Origin of the sequence: Actinophytocola sp. (genome assembly GCF_036402745.1) — a bacterium.
Lineage (GTDB): Bacteria > Actinomycetota > Actinomycetes > Mycobacteriales > Pseudonocardiaceae > Actinophytocola.
In genome coordinates this window covers 1-18,795 of sequence record NZ_DASWSJ010000081.1, presented here as the reverse complement: position 1 = coordinate 18,795, position 18,795 = coordinate 1, and the positions used below count along the sequence as shown (strand labels likewise).

The window sequence follows — 18,795 nt, the reverse complement described above, 5'->3', positions numbered from 1 at the left end:
GACGGCGGACCGTAGGACGGCTGCGGGCCGGTGTTCGGCGGACCGTAACCGGGCTGCGGGCCGGGACCGAACGCGGCCGCGCCGGCGGGCGGGCCGTACGCCGGCTGCGGACCCGACGGCGGGCCGAAGGACGGCTGCGGGCCGGTGGCCGGCTGGGGCGCGGGCATCCCGGGTGCCGGCATCCCCGGCCCTGGCATGCCGCCGCCGCTCGCGGCCAGCTGCATCGCCTGCTCCTTCGACACCTTCTGCTCGCACTCACACGCCGCGCACACGAGCGTGTGCTTGCGGCCGATGGGGAACAGCGGGATCCAGAACAGCGTGAACTTGGTGGTGATCTTGCGCAGCACGTGCTCGGCGGAGTTGCCGCACTGGCTGCAGACCAGCTGCAGCACCGCGAGGACCTGCAGATACTGCTTCCATCCGTAAATGATCAACCGTCGAGCCCCCTTAGTCGTCAACCCGCGACGCGATGAGGGTACGCCCCACCACATCGTGGGATACGCGGGTCACCGCCGCCGCCGCACCTCGCGCCCTACGGTCCGATGTGCACGGTCACGGACCGTTGACGCCGGGGGTCCAGCTCTCCGGCTTGCCGCTCTCGGTGAGGATCGGCTGCCACTGGGCGAAGCCGTCGGGAGCGTGCGGGTGCCACGGCCAGATGACCTCCGGCGTGGGCACGATCAGCTGCACCGCCGGGAAGTCGCCCTTGGGGTGGACGAGGAAGGCGCTGCCGAAGAACTCGAGGTACCACCCCTTGTAGACCCGCTCGAGCACGACCGGCACGCCGTCGAAGAAGTCCTTGTACCGCACGCCGGTGAGGAACCGCTCCCCCGCGGCCGCCCGCCGCACGTAGGCGTTGACCAGCACGGCGCCCATGCCCTCGGGGAGCCCGATGACGACGGCCTCGGGCACGCCGAACCGCCGCCACGCGCCGACGGAGAACGTGTAGGGCCCGCTGTACTCGTCCCCGGCCACCTCGACGATGGCGTTGCCGCGCTCGTCGGCCTCGGTGATGAGCCGGTCGCGCAGCTCGCGATGCTCGTCGGTGAGGTCCTCGGGGTTCACCGCGCCTCCACCGGCTCGGCGGCGGTCTCGGCGGCGGTCTCGGCGACCGGCACCGGGCGGGCCTTCGCGATGCCGTACAGCAGGTAGCCGACCGCCACCAGGGCCAGCAGGAACGTGCCCACGGTGAGGCCGAAGCCGGTGGTGGCCGGGTCGAGGAAGCTGCGGTACAGCTGGACGTCCGCGAGCACGAAGTAGATGAGGTACGCGAGCGGGAACACCACCCAGCTCACCGGGTACCACCAGCGCACCGCCCGGGTGCGGCCGGCCAGCACCCAGTCCGCGAGCGCGAGCAGCGGCGTGACCAGGTGCTCGAACAGCGACCCCACGGTGTCGAGGTCGCCCTCGATGACCGTGAGGTAGGTGACGCAGACCAGCAGCAGCAGCACGGTCATGGCGCCCCGCAGCCACGTGACGACCGGCTCGGCCCGCCGGCCGAGGACCGCCACGGCCAGGTAGCCGATGCCGGCGAGCAGGCTGGCCTGCTGGCTCAGCGCGGGCCACGGGTCGCGGAAGGTGGCGACGGCGAACCCGAAACCGACGAGCCCGCACGTGGCGATCAACAGCCGCCACGCGCCGAGCCCGAGGTCGCTACGCATCCACCTCGGCCATGACGCCGCCGCCCGAGCCCGCTTCCCTACGCATCGACTTCCGCCATGATGTCGTCGGAGACATCGAAGTTGGCGTAGACGTTCTGCACGTCGTCGCTGTCCTCGAGGGCGTCGATCAGGCGGAAGACCTTGCGCGCGCCGTCCGCGTCCAGCGGCACGCTGACCGACGGCAGGAAGCTCGCCTCCGCCGACTCGTAGTCGTAGCCCACCTCCTGCAGCGCCTTGCGCACCTCGACCAGGTCGGTGGCCTCGGAGACGACCTCGAAGCTCTCGCCGAGGTCGTTGACCTCCTCGGCGCCGGCCTCGAGGACGGCCATCAGCACGTCGTCCTCGGACAGGTCGTTCTTGGGCAGGATGACGACGCCCTTGCGGTTGAACAGGTAGGCCACCGAGCCCGGGTCGGCCATCGAGCCGCCGTTGCGGGTCATCGCGGTGCGCACCTCGCCGGCGGCCCGGTTGCGGTTGTCGGTGAGGCACTCGACCAGCACGGCCACGCCGTTGGGGCCGTAGCCCTCGTACATGATCGTCTGCCAGTCGGCGCCGCCGGCCTCCTCGCCGCCACCGCGCTTGCGGGCGCGCTCGATGTTGTCCTGCGGGACGGAGTTTCTCTTGGCCTTCTGGATGGCGTCGAACAGCGTGGGGTTGCCGTCCGGGTCACCACCACCGGTGCGCGCGGCGACCTCGATGTTCTTGATCAGCTTGGCGAACAGCTTGCCCCGCTTGGCATCGAGTGCGGCCTTCTTGTGCTTGGTGGTCGCCCATTTCGAGTGGCCACTCACGACAACCCCTCGCAGACTCGGTGCTGCCGCTCGCGGTCGCCCGGTATCAATGACTCGCTCGCGAGCTCCCTCATATCTCCTCCGTCACCATTTCCACAAACAGCCGATGTACGCGCGTATCCCCAGTGAGCTCCGGATGGAACGCGGTGGCGAGCACGGGGCCCTGCCGAACGGCGACGATCCTACCGGCGGCGGCCTCACCACCCGGGACGTCCGGGGTGTCGCTCACCCGGGCGAGCACCTCGACCTCCGGCGAGGACGACTCGACCCACGGCGCGCGGATGAACACCGCATGCACCGGCGGGCCGTCGACGCCGGCGAACTCGAGGTCCTCCTCGAACGAGTCGACCTGCCGGCCGAACGCGTTGCGCCGCACGATCACGTCGAGGCCGCCGAGCTGGTGCTGGTCCTCCCGGCCGTCGAGCACCTTGCTGGCCAGCAGGATCATTCCGGCGCACGAGCCGTAGGCCGGCATGCCGCCGGCGATCCGCTCGCGCAGCGGCTCGAGCAGCCCGAAGGTGTCCAGCAGCCGCGAGATCGTGGTCGACTCGCCACCCGGGATGACCAGACCGTCCACTTCGGACAGCTCGGTGTCCCGGCGGACGGTCGTGGCGCGCGCACCGGAGGACCGCAGGGCCGCGAGATGCTCGCGGACGTCGCCCTGCAGTGCGAGCACGCCGATCAGCGGTTCGCCGCCAGACACCTGTTGACCTCCCGTAATTCCCCGTTCAGCTTACTTACGGCACGCCGAGCGCCCGCAGCCCGGCCGCCACCGCCGCGGCCACGACGACCACCACCACGAACGGCACCCTGCGCCAGGCCAGCACGCCACCGGTCAGCACCCCGGCCGGCAGCGCCACCCCGGCGAACGCGCCACCGGCGGTGAGCGCCGCGGTGGCGATCAACGCGACGAGCAGCACGGTGGCCGCCGTGGACATCAGCTCGGTGACCCGCGGCGGCAGCACCGCGACGTCGGTCCCCCCGCCGGCGACGCGCCCGCCACCGGCCGCCCCGGTCCGGGCGGCCACGTCACAACCCGCCCCGCGAGCCCGAGTCGCCGGGCCGGCGATGGCAGCCCGGGTCGCCACGTCACAACCGGCCGCGCCGTCCCGGGCCACCGGATCGGCGGCGGCCGCACCGGCTTGGATCGCCGGGTCGGCACCGCGGGTCGCTCGATCGGCGGCGGAGCCGATCCCAGTCGCCGAGTCGGCGGCGGCCACGGCCTTCCGCGCGGGGCCGGCGCCGTCGCGGCGAGCGGCGGCCTTCACCATGCGGGCGCGCAGCAGGGGGCCGGCCACCCGGAACGCGTAGGTCCCGACGGCCAGCACCACGATCGCAGTGATCGTCACGCCGGCACCTCCTCGTCGGCGGAAGCCGGGGCCGGGGCCGGGATCAGCACGACCAGCCCGCCCAGCGCCAGCAGCACCGGCACCCCGGCCGGCAGGAACGGCGTGGCCGCGAGCGCGATCGCGGCGCCGAGCAGCGCGGCGTTGCGGGCCCGCGGCGCCTTGCGCAGCGACGGCAGCACCAGCGCGAGCAGGGCCGCGGGGAACGCGGCATCGAGGCCCAGCGCGCCCGGGTCGCCGATCACCCGCCCGGCCAGCGCGCCGACGATCGTGCCCACGTTCCACGACACGAACAGCGCCACGCCGCACGCCCAGAACACCGCCCGGGCGCGCCGCGGCTCCTTCTGCGCCATCGCGAAGGCGACCGACTCGTCGATCATCAGGTGGCTGCCGAGCAGCCGGGCGGGCCAGCCGCGGCCCATGATGTCGCCGAGCGCCAGGCCGAACGGCAGGTGGCGGGCGTTGAGCACCAGCGCGCCGAGGACCGCGGCGACCAGCCCGCCGCCCGCGGCGACCACGCCGACCACCATGAACTGCGAGCCGCCGGCGAAGACGAGGACCGACAGGACCGAGGGCATCCACCAGGGCAGCCCGGCCGCGACCGCGATCGCGCCGAACGAGGCGCCGACGACCGTGATCGCCCCGGCGAGCGCCAGCAGGTCACGGCGGAGTGTCGGGGTGAGGGTTCGCCATATCGAACGCATAGTCTCCTATGATGAACACGGGCACATCGTTCGTCAAGGCGAACGTTGTGCCCGATCTACCGAACGCTTGGAGCATCCATGACGCAACCGCGAGGGGCGCCGCTCGAGGTCATCGCCCAGTCACTGCGGCGGGAGCGGGAGCGGGTCGGACTGTCGCTGTCCGAGGTGGCGAAGCGCGCCGGCATCGCCAAGTCGACGCTGTCCCAGCTGGAGTCGGCGAGCGGCAACCCGAGCGTCGAGACGCTGTGGGCCCTGTCGGTGGCCCTCGACGTGCCCCTCAGCCGGCTGGTCGAGCCGGCCCGCCCGAGGGTGCAGGTCATCCGCGCCGGTGAGGGGCCGGCCGTGTTCTCCGAGCGGGCGAACTACGTGGCCACACTGCTGGCGTCCTGCCCGCCGAACGCCCGCCGGGACATCTACCTGATCACCGCGGAGCCGGGCGCGGCCCGCGAGTCCGACCCGCACATGCCCGGCGTTGTGGAGCACGTCGTGCTGTGCGCGGGCCGGGCCCGCATCGGCCTCACCGAGGACCCGGTCGAGGTGGCGCCGGGCGACTACGTGGCCTACCCCGGCGACGTCGAGCACGTCTTCGAGGCACTGGCGCCCGGCACCGCCGCGGTGATGGTGTCCGAGCACTGGTGACCACCAGCCCGAACTACCAGCCGCGGTCCGCGAGCCGGTGCGGTTCGGGGATCTCGTCGACGTTGATGCCGACCATGGCCGCGCCGAGGCCGCGGGACACCTTGGCCAGCATGTCCGGGTCGTCGTAGAACGTGGTGGCCTTGACGATGGCGTCCGCGCGCCGGGCCGGGTCGCCGGACTTGAAGATGCCCGAGCCGACGAACACGCCCTCCGCGCCGAGCTGCATCATCATCGCCGCGTCGGCCGGGGTGGCGATGCCGCCAGCGGTGAACAGCACGACCGGGAGCTTGCCCAGCGTGGCGACCTCGCGTACGAGCTCGTAGGGCGCCTGCAGCTCCTTGGCCGCCACGAAGAGCTCGTCCTCGGGCAGCGAGGTGAGCCGCTTGAGCTCGCCGCGGATCTTGCGCATGTGCGTGGTCGCGTTGGACACGTCGCCGGTGCCGGCCTCGCCCTTGGAGCGGATCATCGCCGCGCCCTCGGTGATCCGGCGCAGCGCCTCGCCGAGGTTGGTGGCCCCGCACACGAACGGCACGGTGAACTGCCACTTGTCGATGTGGTTGGCGTAGTCGGCCGGGGTGAGCACCTCGGACTCGTCGACGTAGTCCACGCCGAGCGACTGCAGCACCTGCGCCTCGACGAAGTGGCCGATGCGAGCCTTGGCCATCACCGGGATGGACACCGCGTTGACGATCCCGTCGATCAGGTCCGGGTCGCTCATCCTGGCGACGCCGCCCTGCGCGCGGATGTCGGCCGGCACGCGCTCGAGCGCCATCACCGCGACCGCGCCGGCGTCCTCGGCGATCTTGGCCTGGTCGGCGGTGACCACGTCCATGATCACGCCGCCCTTGAGCATCTCCGCCATGCCGCGCTTGACCCGCGCGGTGCCGGTCTCCGGCCGCGTGGAGGCAGCGGTGGAAGTGGAAACGTCAGACACCCGAGTTCCTTTCATCGTGGATTCCCGGTTTCCAGTGTAGGAGCGACGTGGCCCTCTCTCCCGGGCCAATTCCGAGGTATCTCACAAGGCCACTTCGCGGATGCGGGCTCCTGCTGGACACGGCGGGGCCTGCGGGGTTGTCGCGGCTGGTAAACAGGTGTGAGATCGAACACAACAATCAATTCCGACAGACAGCGCCGTCCGTACGGAAAGGGTGACTGGCATGGCGAGCAAGCACACGGACAACGGTGATGGCGGAGCCGCGGTCGCTGTAGACGACCCCGCCAAAGTACGGAACATCGTTCTCGTCGGGCCTTCCGGCTCCGGGAAGACCACCCTCACCGAGGCATTGCTCGCGGCGGCGGGCGTGATCACCCGGGCGGGCACGGTCACCGACGGCACCACGGTCTGCGACCACGACCCGGCCGCGCAGCGCCAGCAGCGCTCGGTCGGGCTGTCGGTGGCGCCGCTGGTGCACAACGACGTCAAGATCAACCTCATCGACACCCCCGGCTACGCGGACTTCGTGGGCGAGGTCCGGGCGGGCCTGCGCGCGGCCGACGCGGCGCTGTTCGTGGTGTGCGCGGCCGAGGGCGTCGACCCGGCCACCGTCGCGCTGTGGAACGAGTGCGCCGCGGTCCGGATGCCGCGCGCGGTCGTGATCGCCCGGCTGGACCACCAGCGTGCGGACACCGCTGCCGAGATAGCCGCCTGCCAGGAGGCGTTCGGCGGTGGGGTGATGCCGCTGTACCTGCCGGCGACCGGGGGCAAGCAGGGCCTGCTGGGCCTGATCACCCGCCGGTTCTTCGACTACTCCGACGGCTACCCGCCGAAGGTGAGCGAGCCGGACGAGGCCGACCTCGAGCTCATCGCCGACGCCCGCAACGAGCTGATCGAGGGCATCATCGCCGAGAGCGAGGACGAGACCCTCATGGACCGCTACCTCGAGGGCGAGGAGATCGAGACCGCCACGCTGATCTCCGACCTCGAGACCGCGGTGGCCCGCGGCGCCTTCCACCCCGTTATCCCGGTCTGCGCCACCACCGCCGTCGGGCTCGCGGAGCTCCTCGAGGCACTCACCGGCGCGTTCCCGTCCCCGCTGGAGCACAACGTGCCCGACGTCACCGACGTGCACGGCGCCGACAAGAACGCGCTCTCCGCCGACCCCGACGGCCCGCTGGTGGCGGAGGTGGTGCGCACGGCCATCGACTCCTACGTCGGCCGGGTGTCGCTGGTGCGGGTGTTCTCCGGGACGCTGCGGCCGGAGCGGCCGGTGCACATCTCCGGGCACGGCATGTCCGACCGCGGGCACGAGGACCACGACGTCGACGAGCGGGTGGCCCACATCTACTCGCCGCTGGGGTCGAACCTGCGCGAGGTCACCCACTGCGTGGCGGGGGACATCTGCGCGCTCACCAAGCTGGGGTCGGCGGAGACCGGGGACACGGTCTCCAGCCCGGACAGGCCGCTGCTGATGCGGCCGTGGACGATGCCCGAGCCGCTGCTGCCGGTGGCGGTCGTGGCGAAGACCCGCAGCGACGAGGACGCGTTGTCCCGCAACCTCGCCCGGCTCGTCGCCGGGGACCCGACGCTGCGGCTGGAGCGCAACGCGGAGACCCACCAGCTGGTGCTGTGGTGCATGGGCGAGGCGCACGCCGACGTGGTGCTGGCCCGGCTGCGGGCCGGTGGCGCGGACGTGGACACCGAGCCGGTGAAGGTGGCGTTGCGCGAGACGTTCGCCGGCAAGGCCCGCGGGAAGGGCCGGCACGTCAAGCAGTCCGGCGGGCACGGCCAGTACGCCGTGTGCGACATCGACGTCGAGCCGCTGCCGGTCGGCGGCGGGTTCGAGTTCGTCGACAAGGTGGTCGGCGGCTCGGTGCCGTCGCAGTTCATCTCGTCGGTGGAGAAGGGTGTGCGGGCCCAGCTGGACAAGGGCCTGTCGGCCGGCCACCCGGTGGTCGACATCCGGGTGACGCTGTTCGACGGCAAGGCACACAGCGTCGACTCGTCGGACGCGGCGTTCCAGATGGCCGGCTCGATGGGCCTCAAGGACGCGGCGGCCAACGGCCGGATCTCGCTGCTCGAGCCGGTCGACGAGGTGCGGGTGCGGCTGCCGGACGACCACCTCGGGGCGGTGCTGGGCGACCTGTCCAGCCGGCGCGGCCGGGTACTGGGCACGGAGGCCGACGAGGCGCCGGGCTACAGCATCGTCCGCGCCGAGGTCCCGGCCACGTCGTTGCTGCGCTACGCCATCGACCTGCGCTCGATGACCTCCGGGTCGGCGACGTTCACCCGCCACTTCACCCGCTACGACCCACTACCGGAGTCGGTGGCCCACCAGGTCACCTGAGCCCGGGAGCCGCGAACGGCGCCACTGCCCGCGAGGGCGGCGGCGCCGTTCGGCGTCAGCGGACGGCGCGCACCGTTCCGTCCCAAGTGGACATCAGGAGCTCCGGAAGGAGGGTCGGGAGCTGCACCGGGTACACGGTCTCCTCCGTGGTGCGCAGCTCCTCCACGCTCCACCAGCGGTGCCCGTCCACGGTGTTGTGCTCCACGTCGGTGAAGCCGGACGTGTCGATGCGGATCTCGACCTCGTTCCCGTTGCCGGACAGGTCCGCGAGGAAGAACCACTCCTCGCCGTCGTAGGTGCGGCCGTCGAAGCTGAACACCACGCGGCGCCGCCACATCGGGCCGACGAGGTCCTGCTCGCCCAGCTCGATGCCGGTCTCCTCGGCCAGCTCACGCAGTGCCGCCGAGCGCAGGTCCTCGCCCTGCTCGACGCCGCCGCCGACGGTGAACCACCACCGGGTGTCCGGCCGGCCCGGGTCGTGCCCGTTGAACAGCAGCACCCGCCGCTCGCGGTCGAGCAGCAGCACCCGCGCCGACGGCCGCGGCAGCGGCGCGCCACCCGGGTCGCCGGTCAGCGACGGCTCGACGATCTCGAAGTACTCCGGCTGCGGGGCGGTGCCGGCGAGCTTGAGCCAGCGCACCAACCGGCGCCTGCGCTGCCCGAGCGTGTCGCGCACGGCGTCGTTGTGCACCCGCCGCGCGATCACCACCCGCTGCTCGGCGTCCAGCAGCTCCGCGGCCAGCGCCAGCGGCAGCTTGCCCCGGTCGACCGCCGCGAGCTCGAGCGACAGGGCGTTCTCCGCCTCCTCGCGCTCGGACCGCTCGGTCTGCTCGGCCCGCTCGGCCACCGCGCGCAGCTTGTCCGCGACGACGCCGTCCAGCCCGATGGCCGCGGCCGCCGCCCGCGCCACCACCGCCCGGCGGGCGAGCGCGGCGTCCAGCGCCGCCCAGGCCGCGTCGGTCCGCACGTGCAACCGGTCGAGCCGGTTCGCCGTCGCGGCCAGCCACAACCCCAGTACCAGCGCCACCACCAGCGCGACGGCCAGCAACGTGATCAGAAGACCCGTGCTCAAAGAGACACCTCACCCAGATTCGACCACTTGCCGCGGATCCGCGGCGATCGCCTGCTCGTACACCCGCAACACCTGACCGGCCACCACCGGCCAGTCGTAGGCCGCCACCCGCTGCCGCGCGTTCGCGACGAACGACTCGCGCCGTCGCGGTTCGGTCAGCATGCCGCGCAGCGCAGCGGCCAGCCCAGCCGGGTCCCCCACCGGGAAGAGCATCCCGGCCCGGCCGTCGTCCAGCACCCGGCGGAACGCGTCCAGGTCGCTGCCGACCACCGCCGCGCCCGCGGCCATCGCCTCGGTGAGGATCATCCCGAAGCTCTCGCCGCCGGTGTTCGGCGCGCAGTACACGTCGACGCTGCTCAGCATGCGTGCCTTGACCTCGTCGTCGGCCTGGCCCAGCAGCTCCAGCCGGTCCGCGAGCTGCGGCCCGGCCTGGCGGCGCAGCTGGTTCTGGTCGCCCCCGCCGACCACCACCAGCCGCAGCGCCGGGAAGTCACGAACGAGCATGCGCAGCGCGTCGAGCAGCACCGGCATCCCCTTGCGCGGCTCGGTGAACCGGCCGACGAAGCCGATCGTGCCGCCCTCGCGCGGGTAGCCGGCCAGCGGCTCGGCCCGGCCGAAGAACTCGGCGTCCACGCCGTTGGGGATCTCCACCGCGTCCCCGCCGAGGTGCTCGACCTGCACCCGCCGGGCGAGCGCGGACACCGCGATCCGCGCGGTGATCTTCTCGAGGAACGGCTGGAGCACCACCTGGAACGCGCTGAGCGTGCGGGACCGCGACGTCGACGTGTGGAACGTGGCGACGATCGGGCCGTCGGCCAGCATCAGGGCCAGCATCGACAGGCTCGGCGCGGTGGGCTCGTGCAGGTGCAGCACGTCGAAGTCGTGCGAGCGGACCCACTTGCGCACCCGGGCGTAGGACACCGGGCCGAAGGAGAGCCGGGCCACCGAGCCGTTGTACGGGATGCCGAGCGCGCGGCCGGCCGGCCGGACGAACTCGGGTAGCGGGGTGTCCTCGTCGGCCGGCGCGAGGACGTCCACGTGGTGGCCGAGCTTGCGCAGCGCCTTGGCCAGGTCGACGACATGGCCCTGCACCCCTCCGGGAACCGCGAAGGAGTACGGGCACACCACGCCGATCCTCACCGTGACTCCCGCGCCTCCTCGGACTCCTGCGCCGCGGGCGACCGGAGCGAGTCACGGCGTTCCTCGGACAGGTCGGCCAGCCACAGCTTCTGCATCATGTGCCAGTCGACAGGGTTGGCGGCGATGTCCGCGGCGAACCCGTCGGCCATCCGCTGGGTCGCGGCCCGCACCTCGTCGCGGCCGTGCACCAGCATCGGCGTGTGGACCCGGATGCCCCAGCCGTCGTCGGTGAACCAGTTGTCCACGAGGAGGAGCTGCGCGCCGGTGGCCGCCGCGAGCCGCGCGGGGCCTGCCGCCATCCGGGTCGGCTCGCCGAAGAAGCTCACCGGGATGCCGCGCCCGGACAGGTCGCGGTCGGCGGGCAGGCAGACGATCTTGTTCTCCCGCAGCCGTTCCATCAGCACCCGGTAGGGCGCCCGGTCGCCGCCGGAGGACGGCAGGATCTCGAAGCCGAGCGACTCGCGGAAGGTCAGGAAGCGCTGGTAGACCGACTCGACCTTGAGCCGCTCGGCCACCGTGGTGAACGAGCCGGAGTGGCCGACGAGCCAGAGTCCGGAGACGTCGAAGTTGCCGGTGTGCGGCAGCGCGAGGACCAGCCCCTTGCCCCGCTCGAGCGCGGCGTCGATCAGCGACTGGGTGGTGAACACCTCGTCGACCTTGCGGAAGATCTCCTTGTGGTCCATCGACTGGAGCCGGAAGGTCTCCATCCAGTACCGCGCGTAGGACCGGACGCCGGCGCGGACCAGCTCGTCGAGCTCGGCCGGGCCGGCCTGGGGCACGACCCGGGCGTAGTTGCGGCGCAGCTGGGCGACCCCGGGCCCGCCGCGGCGGGCGGCGAGGTCGGCGCCGGCCCGGAAGGACGCGCGGGCGAACGACTCCGGCAGCGCGCGCACCAGGCCCCACCCGGCCGCGTAGGCCGCGCCCTCCAGCCGTTCGCCGAAACCGGTCATTCGCCTGCCTCCGAGGTCGGGATGGTCTCGGCGGTCGCCGAGCGTCGCACCGCGGCGAGGCGCTGCACAACCGTGATCACCGAGCCGGCGACGAGCAGCCAGAGCGCGACGTCGACGGCGTGCGGGACGCCGAAGCCGGACAGGCCCGTGCCGACGAGCGCGATGATCAGCCGCTCGGCGCGCTCCACCAGGCCGACGTTGGCCGACAGCCCGGCGGCCTCGGCGCGGGCCTTGATGTAGGAGATGACCTGGCCCAGCACGAGGCAGGTGAGCGCCGCCGCGGCGAGCGAGGGCGAGTTCGCGACGCGGAAGGCGTACCAGGCGATGGCCGCCATGAGCGCGCCGTCGGCGAGGCGGTCACAGGTGGAGTCGAGGACCCCGCCGAACTTGGTGCCGCCGCCGCGGGCCCTGGCCATGGCGCCGTCCAGCAGGTCGAGCATGACGAAGCCCCAGACCGTCAGCGTGCCGGCGAGCAGGTGGCCGGTGGGGAACAGCCAGAGCGCGAACCCGATCGCCCCGACCGTGCCGATGAGGGTCATCGCGTTGGGCGTGAGGCCCAACCGCACCAGCCACGCCCCGACGGGATCGGTGACGCGCGAGACCGAGGCTCGGGCGAAGATGTTCAGCATGAGTCGGCGAGCCTCATCACGGGGTCGAGACTGGGTGCCCCGGCAGCCTAACGGTCTCCGGTGAGGTCGGGGCAGCGCGGCAGCGACGGCGGGTCGACGCCGCGCAGGATCGCCGCGCTGATCTCGCCGAGCTGCTCCACCTGCTCCGGGGTGAGCTTGTCGAACAGCTTCTCGCGCACCTCGGTGACGTGGCCGGGGGCGGCTGCGTCGAGGGCGGCGAAGCCCTTGCCGGTGAGGACCGCGAACGCGCCGCGCTTGTCGGTGGGGCAGTCGCGGCGGGTGACCCAGCCGGCGTCTTCCAGCCGGGCCACCGCGTGGGAGAGCCGGCTGCGGGAGGAACCGCGGAGGTTGGCGAGCTCGCTCATCCGTAGGGTGTGGTCAGGGGCCTCGGACAAGGCCACCAGGATCTCGTAGTACGCGTGCGGCATGGCGGAGTCCCGCTGCAGCTGGCGGGCCAGCTGGTCGGTCAGCCCGTGGAACGCCGCCATGAACGACCGCCAGATCTCCTGCTCGCGGTCGGTCAGCCACCGGGTCTCGGACATGCCCCCAGTGTACTAGTTGAAGTCTCAATCAAGCAGGAGTAGGGTCACGATTGATCTCTCAATAACTGACCGTTCAACCATCTCCACGGAGGGTCTTCACATGAGCAGTGCCACCTCGCTCGACATCCCCGGCTACCTCGCCGGCACCTGGGACATCGACTCGGCGCACACCGATGTCGCGTTCGTCGTCCGCCACCTGGTGGTCACGAAGGTCCGCGGGCGGTTCGACGAGGTCAAGGGTGAGATCGTGACCGCCGAGAACCCGCTCGAGTCCGCCGTGACCATCGCGATCGACCTGAGCTCGATCAGCACCAACAACAAGCAGCGCGACGAGCACCTCCGCTCGGCCGACTTCTTCGAGGTCGAGTCCTACCCGGAGATGACCTACACGGCCACCGGCGCCCGCCGCGACGGCGACGACTTCGTGCTCGACGGTGAGCTCACGCTCAAGGGCGTGACCAAGACCGTCCCCCTGACCTTCGAGCTGAACGGCTTCAGCGCCGACCCGTGGGGCGGGACCCGCGCGGGCTTCTCGGCCACCACGCAGATCAACCGCAAGGACTTCAACGTCAACTTCGAGGGCGTCCAGAACGGCCTCGCGGTGGTCGGCGACAAGATCGACATCCACATCGAGGTGGAGGCTGTTCTCCGCAAGCCGGAGGCCTGAGTCTTTCCGTTTAGCTTCTGGACGGCGCGCTCTCGTGTGGGGGGCGCGCCGTTTCGTTTGTCCCACAGGGCAGGCGTGCCGCTCGCATCGCGGTTCGGTTGGGGTGCTTTGCCTTACGGCTCTTCTGCCCAGGCCTTCGCCAACAGCGACCTCGTCTCCGCCAACAACTGAGGCAGCACCTTCGTGTGGCCCACCACCGGCATGAAGTTCGAGTCGCCGCCCCATCTCGGGACCACGTGCTGGTGCAGGTGCGCCGCGATCCCCGCGCCCGCGATCACGCCCTGGTTCATGCCAATGTTGAACCCGTGTGGGGCCGAGACGGTCCTCGCCACGGTCATCGCCCTCTGGGTGAACTCCGCCAGCTCCACCGTCTCCGCGGCCGTCAGCGCCGGGTAGTCCGCCACGTGCCGGTACGGCACCACCATCAGGTGGCCCGGGTTGTACGGGTACAGGTTCAGCACCCCGTACACCAGCGCGCCGCGCGCGATGATCAGTGCGTCCGCGTCGTCCAGCTCGACCAGGCGGCAGAACGGGCAGCCATCGATGTCGTCACCCGCCGGCTTGTCCTGGCCCTTGATGTACGCCATGCGGTGCGGCGTCCACAGCCGTTGGAGGGCGTCGGGCACGCCGACGCCCTCCTGCTCGACGAGCTCTGGCTGGTCGGCACCGGTCATGGGGCCGATCCTAGTGTTCGACCTCGATGTTCGACGCCGACGGCGACTCGTTCGACCGGCTCGCGATCCAGTCGGCGATCACGGACACCGCCCGGTCGACGGGAACGCCGTTGATCTGGCTGCCGTCGCGGAAGCGGAACGACACCGCGTTCGCCTCCACGTCCTTGCCACCGGCCAGCAGCATGAACGGCACCTTCTGGGTGGTGTGGTTGCGGATCTTCTTTTGCATCCGGTCGTCGGACTGGTCCACCTCGACCCGGATGCCGCGGGCACGCAGCTCGGCGGCCACCGCGGTGAGGTGCGCGACGTGCTCGTCGGCGATCGGGATGCCCACCACCTGCACCGGCGAGAGCCACGCCGGGAACGCGCCCGCGTAGTGCTCGGTGAGCACGCCGAAGAACCGCTCGATCGACCCGAACAGCGCGCGGTGCAGCACGACCGGCTGCTGGCGTGACCCGTCCGGCGCGGTGTAGGTGAGCTCGAACCGCTTCGGGTGGTTGAAGTCCACCTGGATGGTGGACATCTGCCACGACCGGCCGATCGCGTCCTTGGCCTGCACCGAGATCTTCGGCCCGTAGTAGGCCGCGCCACCCGGGTCGGGCACCAGCTCGAGACCGGAGTCGAGCGCGGCCTGCCGCAGCGTCTCGGTGGCCTCCTCCCACTCCGAGTCCTCGCCGATGAACTTGCCCGTGTCACCCCGGGTGGACAGCTCGAGGTAGAAGTCCGACAGGCCGTAGTCGGAGAGCAGGTCGAGCACGAAGCGCAGCAGCGAACGCAGCTCGCCCGGCGCCTGCTCCGGGGTGCAGTAGATGTGCGAGTCGTCCATGGTGAACCCGCGCGCCCTGGTCAGGCCGTGGACCACGCCCGACTTCTCGTACCGGTAGACGGCGCCGAACTCGAACAGCCGCAGCGGCAGCTCACGGTAGGAACGCCCGCGGGACCGGAAGATCAGGTGGTGCATCGGGCAGTTCATGGCCTTGAGGTAGTAGTCCTCGCCCTCGAACGCCAGCGGCGGGAACATCGTCTCCGCGTAGTACGGCAGGTGACCCGAGGTGAGGAACAGCCCTTCCTTGGCGATGTGCGGGGTGTTCACGAACTCGTAGCCGGACTCCTCGTGCCGGCGCCGCGAGTAGTTCTCCAGCTCGCGGCGGATGATCCCGCCCTTCGGGTGGAACAACGGCAGGCCGGAGCCGACCTCGTCGGGGAAGGAGAAGAGGTCCAGCTCGGCGCCGAGCTTGCGGTGGTCGCGCCGCTCGGCCTCGGCGACCTGCTCCAGGTAGGCGTCCTGCGCCTCCTGCGACTCCCACGCGGTGCCGTAGATCCGCTGCAGCTGCGGGTTCTTCTCACTGCCCCGCCAGTACGCGGCCGCGACCCGGGTGAGCTTGAACGCCGGGATGTGCTTGGTGGTGGGCAGGTGCGGGCCACGGCACAGGTCACCCCAGACCTGCTCGCCGGTGCGCGGGTCGAGGTTGTCGTAGACGGTGAGCTCGCCGCCGCCGACCTCCATGACCTCGTCGGTGTCCACCTCGGACTTGAGGTCGACGAGCTCGAGCTTGTACGGCTCGGCGGCCAGCTCCTTCTTCGCGGCCTCCACCGAGTCCAGCACCCGGCGAGAGAACCGCTGGGAGGACTTGACGATCTGCTTCATGCGCTTCTCGAGCGCCTGCAGGTCCTCCGGGGTGAACGGGCGCTCGACGTCGAAGTCGTAGTAGAAGCCGTCCCGCACCGGCGGGCCGATGCCCAGCTTCGCCTCGGGGAACTGCTGCTGCACGGCCTGGGCCAGCACGTGCGCGGCCGAGTGCCGGATGACCGCGCGGCCGTCGTCGGTGTCGGCCGCGACCGGCTCGACCTGCGCGTCCGCGTCGGGAACCCAGGACAGGTCGCGCAGCCGGCCGTCGACGTCACGGACCACGACCACCGCGTCCGGTCCCTTGCCGGGCAGCCCGGCCTCCCGGACCGCCGCGCCCGCCGTAGTGCCCGCCGGCACCACCACCCGCGAGGTGGGCTCGACGACTGGCGGGCTCGACTGGGACACGGCTACTCCTCGGTGGTTCGGCTCGTTAGCGGTAGATGTCGATGCTATCGAGCCACCCCGAGGCTTGGCCTGCGGGTTTCCCGTCGGCGCCGCGGCGCGGTCAGCCGGCGAGCATCCCTTCCATCCGGTGGATCTCGTCGGTCTGGGTGACGGCCACGTCGTCGGCGATCTCCTGCACCCGGACGTTCACCCCGGCCTTGCGGACGCCCTCGACCATCGTCAGCGCGCCCTTGTGGTGGGCGACCATGAGCTGCAGGAACAGCGTGTCGAACACTTCGCCGTGGGCGCCGCGCAGGGTGGCGAGCTGCTCGTCGGTGGCCATACCCGGCATGTCGGCGTGCTGGGTCGCGCCGCCGTGGCCGCCGTGCTGGCCCGGGACGACCACCGGCTTGTCGTAGCGCTCGAGCCAGCGGTTCAGCATGTCGATCTCGGGCTGCTGGGTGTCGGCGATGCGGCTGGCCATGCCCTTGACGTCGGCACGGACCGCGCGGTCGGGCACCAGCGCGGTCATCTCGAGGGCCTGCGCGTGGTGGACGATCATGTCCTGCACGAACGTCACGTCGGCGTCGTTGGGGGCCTCCTCCTGGTAGGGAGTGGCCTTGCCGGGCGGGATCGTGCTGGCCGGCTCACCCGGCTTGCCGGGCACGATCACGGGCGCGGAGTTGGTGGGCGGGGGCGGCTTCTCGGCGGTGCACGCGACCAGCCCACCGGCCGCGAGCAGCACACCGAGCACGGCGCGGAGCCGCGTCCGGGGCGACAGGTCCAGACCAACTGTCCGGCTTGTCCGAGTCATGGGTAATCGTGTTCCCATCTGCCGATACGCCCGTCGAACGGAGCTAGTTTATTCCTGACCTACCTGGTCATAATGTGTGCTTCCGACCGTAAGTGAGAGGGGTACTTGTGGTGAGATCGACCCTGCGAGGGTGGCGCAGACGTGCGTCAACCGCTGCGATCGGCACTGCCGCCGTCGCGGCGGCCATGGTGGCCGGCGTGCCCTCGGTCGCGGCACAGGACTTCCCTGGCCCTGACGAGATCGTCAGCAGTCCCAACATGGAGCAGGTCGCCTACCTCCCGCCCACCGCTCCGCTCGTGGGTGGCACCGGCACCGACATCGCGTTCCAAGGGCGCTACGCGATCGTCGGCAACTACCTGGGCTTCACCATCTACGACATCAAGCAGCCCAAGAAGACCAAGATCGTGAGCCAGGTCCTCTGCCCCGGCTCGCAGAACGACGTCTCGGTGGCGGGGAACCTGCTGTTCGTGTCCACCGACTCGCGGCGCAGCGACGACTCCTGCGCCTCGGTCGTCCAGAACGACGGCACCAAGCCGTACTGGGAGGGCATGAAGATCTTCGACATCAGCGACAAGCGGGCGCCGCGCTACATCAAGTCGGTGGCCACCGCGTGCGGCTCGCACACGCACACGCTGGTGCCGGACAAGCGGGGCAAGGTCGCCTACCTGTACGTGTCGTCCTACGGCCCGTCGGCGACCATCTCCGGCTGCCAGCCGCCGCACGACAAGATCTCGATCGTCGAGGTCCCGCTGCGCAACCCGACCGCGGCCAAGGTCGCGGCCACCCCGGTGCTGTTCCCGGACGGCGGTAACCCCGGCGAGCCCGACCTGGTGTACCCGTACCGGACCTCGGCCACCACGGGCTGCCACGACATCACCGTGTACCCGGAGAAGGACCTGGCCGCCGGCGCCTGCATGGGTGACGGCGTGCTGTTCGACATCTCCGACCGGCTCAACCCGCGGGAGATCCACCGGGTCGAGGACAACGAGAACTTCGCGTTCTGGCACTCGGCCACGTTCAACAACGCCGGCACGAAGGTGATCTTCACCGACGAGCTCGGCGGCGGCGGCGCGGCCACCTGCAACCCGGAGATCGGCCCGACCCGCGGCGCCGACGGCATCTACGACATCGTGGGCCGCGGCGACCAGCGCAAGCTCGTGTTCCGGAGCTACTTCAAGATCGACCGTTACCAGACGGCCGAGGAGAACTGCGTCGCGCACAACGGCTCGCTGCTCCCGGTGAAGGGCAAGGACATCATGGTCCAGTCCTGGTACATGGGCGGCGTGCAGGTGTGGGACTTCACCGACTCGGCGCACCCGGAGAAGATCGGCTTCTGGGAGCGCGGCCCGGCCGCGGACCCGAACACCGGCGGCGGCACCTGGTCGGCGTACTACTACAACGGCTACATCTACTCGTCCGACCTCGGCAAGGGGCTGGACGTGCTCAAGATCGACGACCCGAGGACGAACTCGGCCAAGGGCGTGCGGCTGGATGAGCTGAACGTGCAGACCCAGGGCCACTACGGCCGCTGACGAGCACCGCGACGGCGGGCCCCGCGACGTGGTGTCGCGGGGCCCGCCGCCGTTTCCGGCCGGTGCGGCTAGTCCGCCTCCCCGGGATTAAAAGTGTGCGTTGCGTCCCGGCGAATGGTGCGGGTATCGAGGTGGATGGTGGCTGGGTGCCGTCACGGTCCCCTGAGGTTCCGGTGGTCGGCGCAGGACTTCACACGATGATCTACGAGACAGGCCCTTAACCTAGGTTGTCGGTCTGGAAGGTGTTGCAGCGGTTCGGGTCGCCGGTGTCGAAGCCGGTTCGGTACCACTTCTGGCGTTGGGCCGACGAGCCGTGGCTGAACTGGGTCGTGTCCA

Annotated in this window: 21 protein-coding genes; 4 read left to right on the top strand and 17 right to left on the bottom strand. The window is 71.2% G+C overall.

The features are described 5' to 3' along the window. From VGD70_RS08025 to VGD70_RS07995, 7 genes are all read right to left on the bottom strand, one after another. Positions 1-434: zinc-ribbon domain-containing protein (locus VGD70_RS08025; protein WP_331079674.1), on the bottom strand; the 434-nt coding region annotated here is incomplete at its 3' end. Positions 435-552: 118 nt separating this feature from the next. Next, positions 553-1,065 carry a DUF4262 domain-containing protein gene (locus tag VGD70_RS08020; RefSeq protein ID WP_331079672.1) on the bottom strand — a complete coding sequence of 171 codons (513 nt, stop codon included), beginning with the start codon at positions 1,063-1,065 and terminating at the stop codon, positions 553-555. Further along, on the bottom strand, positions 1,062-1,661 hold the full coding sequence (locus VGD70_RS08015) for a hypothetical protein (protein ID WP_331079671.1): 600 nt from the start codon (positions 1,659-1,661) through the stop codon (positions 1,062-1,064). The genes VGD70_RS08020 and VGD70_RS08015 overlap by 4 nt, the downstream gene beginning before the upstream one ends. 38 nt (positions 1,662-1,699) lie before the next feature. Next, the gene (locus VGD70_RS08010) at positions 1,700-2,452 is read right to left on the bottom strand and encodes a YebC/PmpR family DNA-binding transcriptional regulator (protein ID WP_331079669.1); all 753 of its coding nucleotides are present in this window, start codon (positions 2,450-2,452) and stop codon (positions 1,700-1,702) included. A 70-nt stretch (positions 2,453-2,522) separates the two neighbouring features. Beyond that, a complete protein-coding gene (pdxT, locus tag VGD70_RS08005; protein ID WP_331079667.1) occupies positions 2,523-3,155 on the bottom strand; it encodes a pyridoxal 5'-phosphate synthase glutaminase subunit PdxT in 633 nt (210 codons plus the stop codon). Between the two features lie 34 nt (positions 3,156-3,189). Continuing rightward, positions 3,190-3,480, bottom strand: coding sequence for an AzlD domain-containing protein (locus VGD70_RS08000; RefSeq protein WP_414637911.1), 291 nt, complete (start codon positions 3,478-3,480; stop codon positions 3,190-3,192). 317 nt (positions 3,481-3,797) lie between these two features. Further along, complete coding sequence (locus VGD70_RS07995; protein ID WP_331079665.1) at positions 3,798-4,502, bottom strand: AzlC family ABC transporter permease; 705 nt, start codon at positions 4,500-4,502, stop codon at positions 3,798-3,800. Between the two features lie 78 nt (positions 4,503-4,580). Here VGD70_RS07995 and VGD70_RS07990 point away from each other — a divergent pair, with 78 nt between their 5' ends. After that, the gene (locus tag VGD70_RS07990) at positions 4,581-5,141 is read left to right on the top strand and encodes a helix-turn-helix domain-containing protein (RefSeq protein ID WP_331079663.1); all 561 of its coding nucleotides are present in this window, start codon (positions 4,581-4,583) and stop codon (positions 5,139-5,141) included. A 13-nt stretch (positions 5,142-5,154) separates the two neighbouring features. Here the strand turns inward: VGD70_RS07990 and pdxS are convergent, their stop codons facing one another. Beyond that, positions 5,155-6,090: a pyridoxal 5'-phosphate synthase lyase subunit PdxS gene (pdxS, locus tag VGD70_RS07985; RefSeq protein ID WP_331079662.1), complete on the bottom strand. Its 936-nt coding sequence runs from the start codon at positions 6,088-6,090 to the stop codon at positions 5,155-5,157. Positions 6,091-6,298: 208 nt separating this feature from the next. Between pdxS and VGD70_RS07980 the strand changes: the two genes are divergently transcribed. Then, complete coding sequence (locus tag VGD70_RS07980) at positions 6,299-8,425, top strand: elongation factor G-like protein EF-G2 (protein WP_331079660.1); 2,127 nt, start codon at positions 6,299-6,301, stop codon at positions 8,423-8,425. Between the two features lie 55 nt (positions 8,426-8,480). Here VGD70_RS07980 and VGD70_RS07975 read toward each other — a convergent pair whose 3' ends face one another. The 5 genes from VGD70_RS07975 to VGD70_RS07955 are packed head-to-tail and all read right to left on the bottom strand — an operon-like array spanning position 8,481 to position 12,758. Further along, on the bottom strand, positions 8,481-9,497 hold the full coding sequence (locus tag VGD70_RS07975) for an NUDIX hydrolase (protein ID WP_331079658.1): 1,017 nt from the start codon (positions 9,495-9,497) through the stop codon (positions 8,481-8,483). A 9-nt stretch (positions 9,498-9,506) separates the two neighbouring features. Then, positions 9,507-10,637, bottom strand: a complete 1,131-nt coding sequence (locus VGD70_RS07970; protein WP_331079656.1) for a glycosyltransferase family 4 protein — start codon at positions 10,635-10,637, stop codon at positions 9,507-9,509. Beyond that, positions 10,634-11,587 (bottom strand): phosphatidylinositol mannoside acyltransferase, encoded by a 954-nt coding sequence (locus VGD70_RS07965; RefSeq protein ID WP_331079654.1) that lies wholly within the window; start codon positions 11,585-11,587, stop codon positions 10,634-10,636. Before VGD70_RS07965 ends, VGD70_RS07970 begins: the two co-directional genes overlap by 4 nt. Beyond that, the gene (pgsA, locus tag VGD70_RS07960; RefSeq protein ID WP_331079653.1) at positions 11,584-12,216 is read right to left on the bottom strand and encodes a phosphatidylinositol phosphate synthase; all 633 of its coding nucleotides are present in this window, start codon (positions 12,214-12,216) and stop codon (positions 11,584-11,586) included. The genes VGD70_RS07965 and pgsA overlap by 4 nt, the downstream gene beginning before the upstream one ends. A gap of 47 nt (positions 12,217-12,263) precedes the next feature. After that, positions 12,264-12,758 carry a MarR family winged helix-turn-helix transcriptional regulator gene (locus VGD70_RS07955; RefSeq protein ID WP_331079651.1) on the bottom strand — a complete coding sequence of 165 codons (495 nt, stop codon included), beginning with the start codon at positions 12,756-12,758 and terminating at the stop codon, positions 12,264-12,266. Positions 12,759-12,858: 100 nt separating this feature from the next. Between VGD70_RS07955 and VGD70_RS07950 the strand changes: the two genes are divergently transcribed. After that, positions 12,859-13,425 carry a YceI family protein gene (locus VGD70_RS07950; protein ID WP_331079649.1) on the top strand — a complete coding sequence of 189 codons (567 nt, stop codon included), beginning with the start codon at positions 12,859-12,861 and terminating at the stop codon, positions 13,423-13,425. Between the two features lie 113 nt (positions 13,426-13,538). Here VGD70_RS07950 and VGD70_RS07945 read toward each other — a convergent pair whose 3' ends face one another. From VGD70_RS07945 to VGD70_RS07935, 3 genes are all read right to left on the bottom strand, one after another. Beyond that, positions 13,539-14,099, bottom strand: a complete 561-nt coding sequence (locus VGD70_RS07945; protein WP_331079647.1) for an HIT domain-containing protein — start codon at positions 14,097-14,099, stop codon at positions 13,539-13,541. Positions 14,100-14,109: 10 nt separating this feature from the next. Continuing rightward, complete coding sequence (thrS, locus tag VGD70_RS07940) at positions 14,110-16,134, bottom strand: threonine--tRNA ligase (RefSeq protein WP_331079645.1); 2,025 nt, start codon at positions 16,132-16,134, stop codon at positions 14,110-14,112. A 100-nt stretch (positions 16,135-16,234) separates the two neighbouring features. Continuing rightward, complete coding sequence (locus VGD70_RS07935) at positions 16,235-16,927, bottom strand: DUF305 domain-containing protein (protein WP_331079643.1); 693 nt, start codon at positions 16,925-16,927, stop codon at positions 16,235-16,237. Positions 16,928-17,112: 185 nt separating this feature from the next. Between VGD70_RS07935 and VGD70_RS07930 the strand changes: the two genes are divergently transcribed. Continuing rightward, complete coding sequence (locus VGD70_RS07930) at positions 17,113-18,459, top strand: hypothetical protein (RefSeq protein ID WP_331079641.1); 1,347 nt, start codon at positions 17,113-17,115, stop codon at positions 18,457-18,459. 217 nt (positions 18,460-18,676) lie between these two features. On the opposite strand, the gene VGD70_RS07925 is transcribed toward VGD70_RS07930, so the two are convergent. Then, on the bottom strand, positions 18,677-18,795 hold a 119-nt coding region (locus VGD70_RS07925), incomplete at its 5' end, for a neutral zinc metallopeptidase (RefSeq protein WP_331079676.1).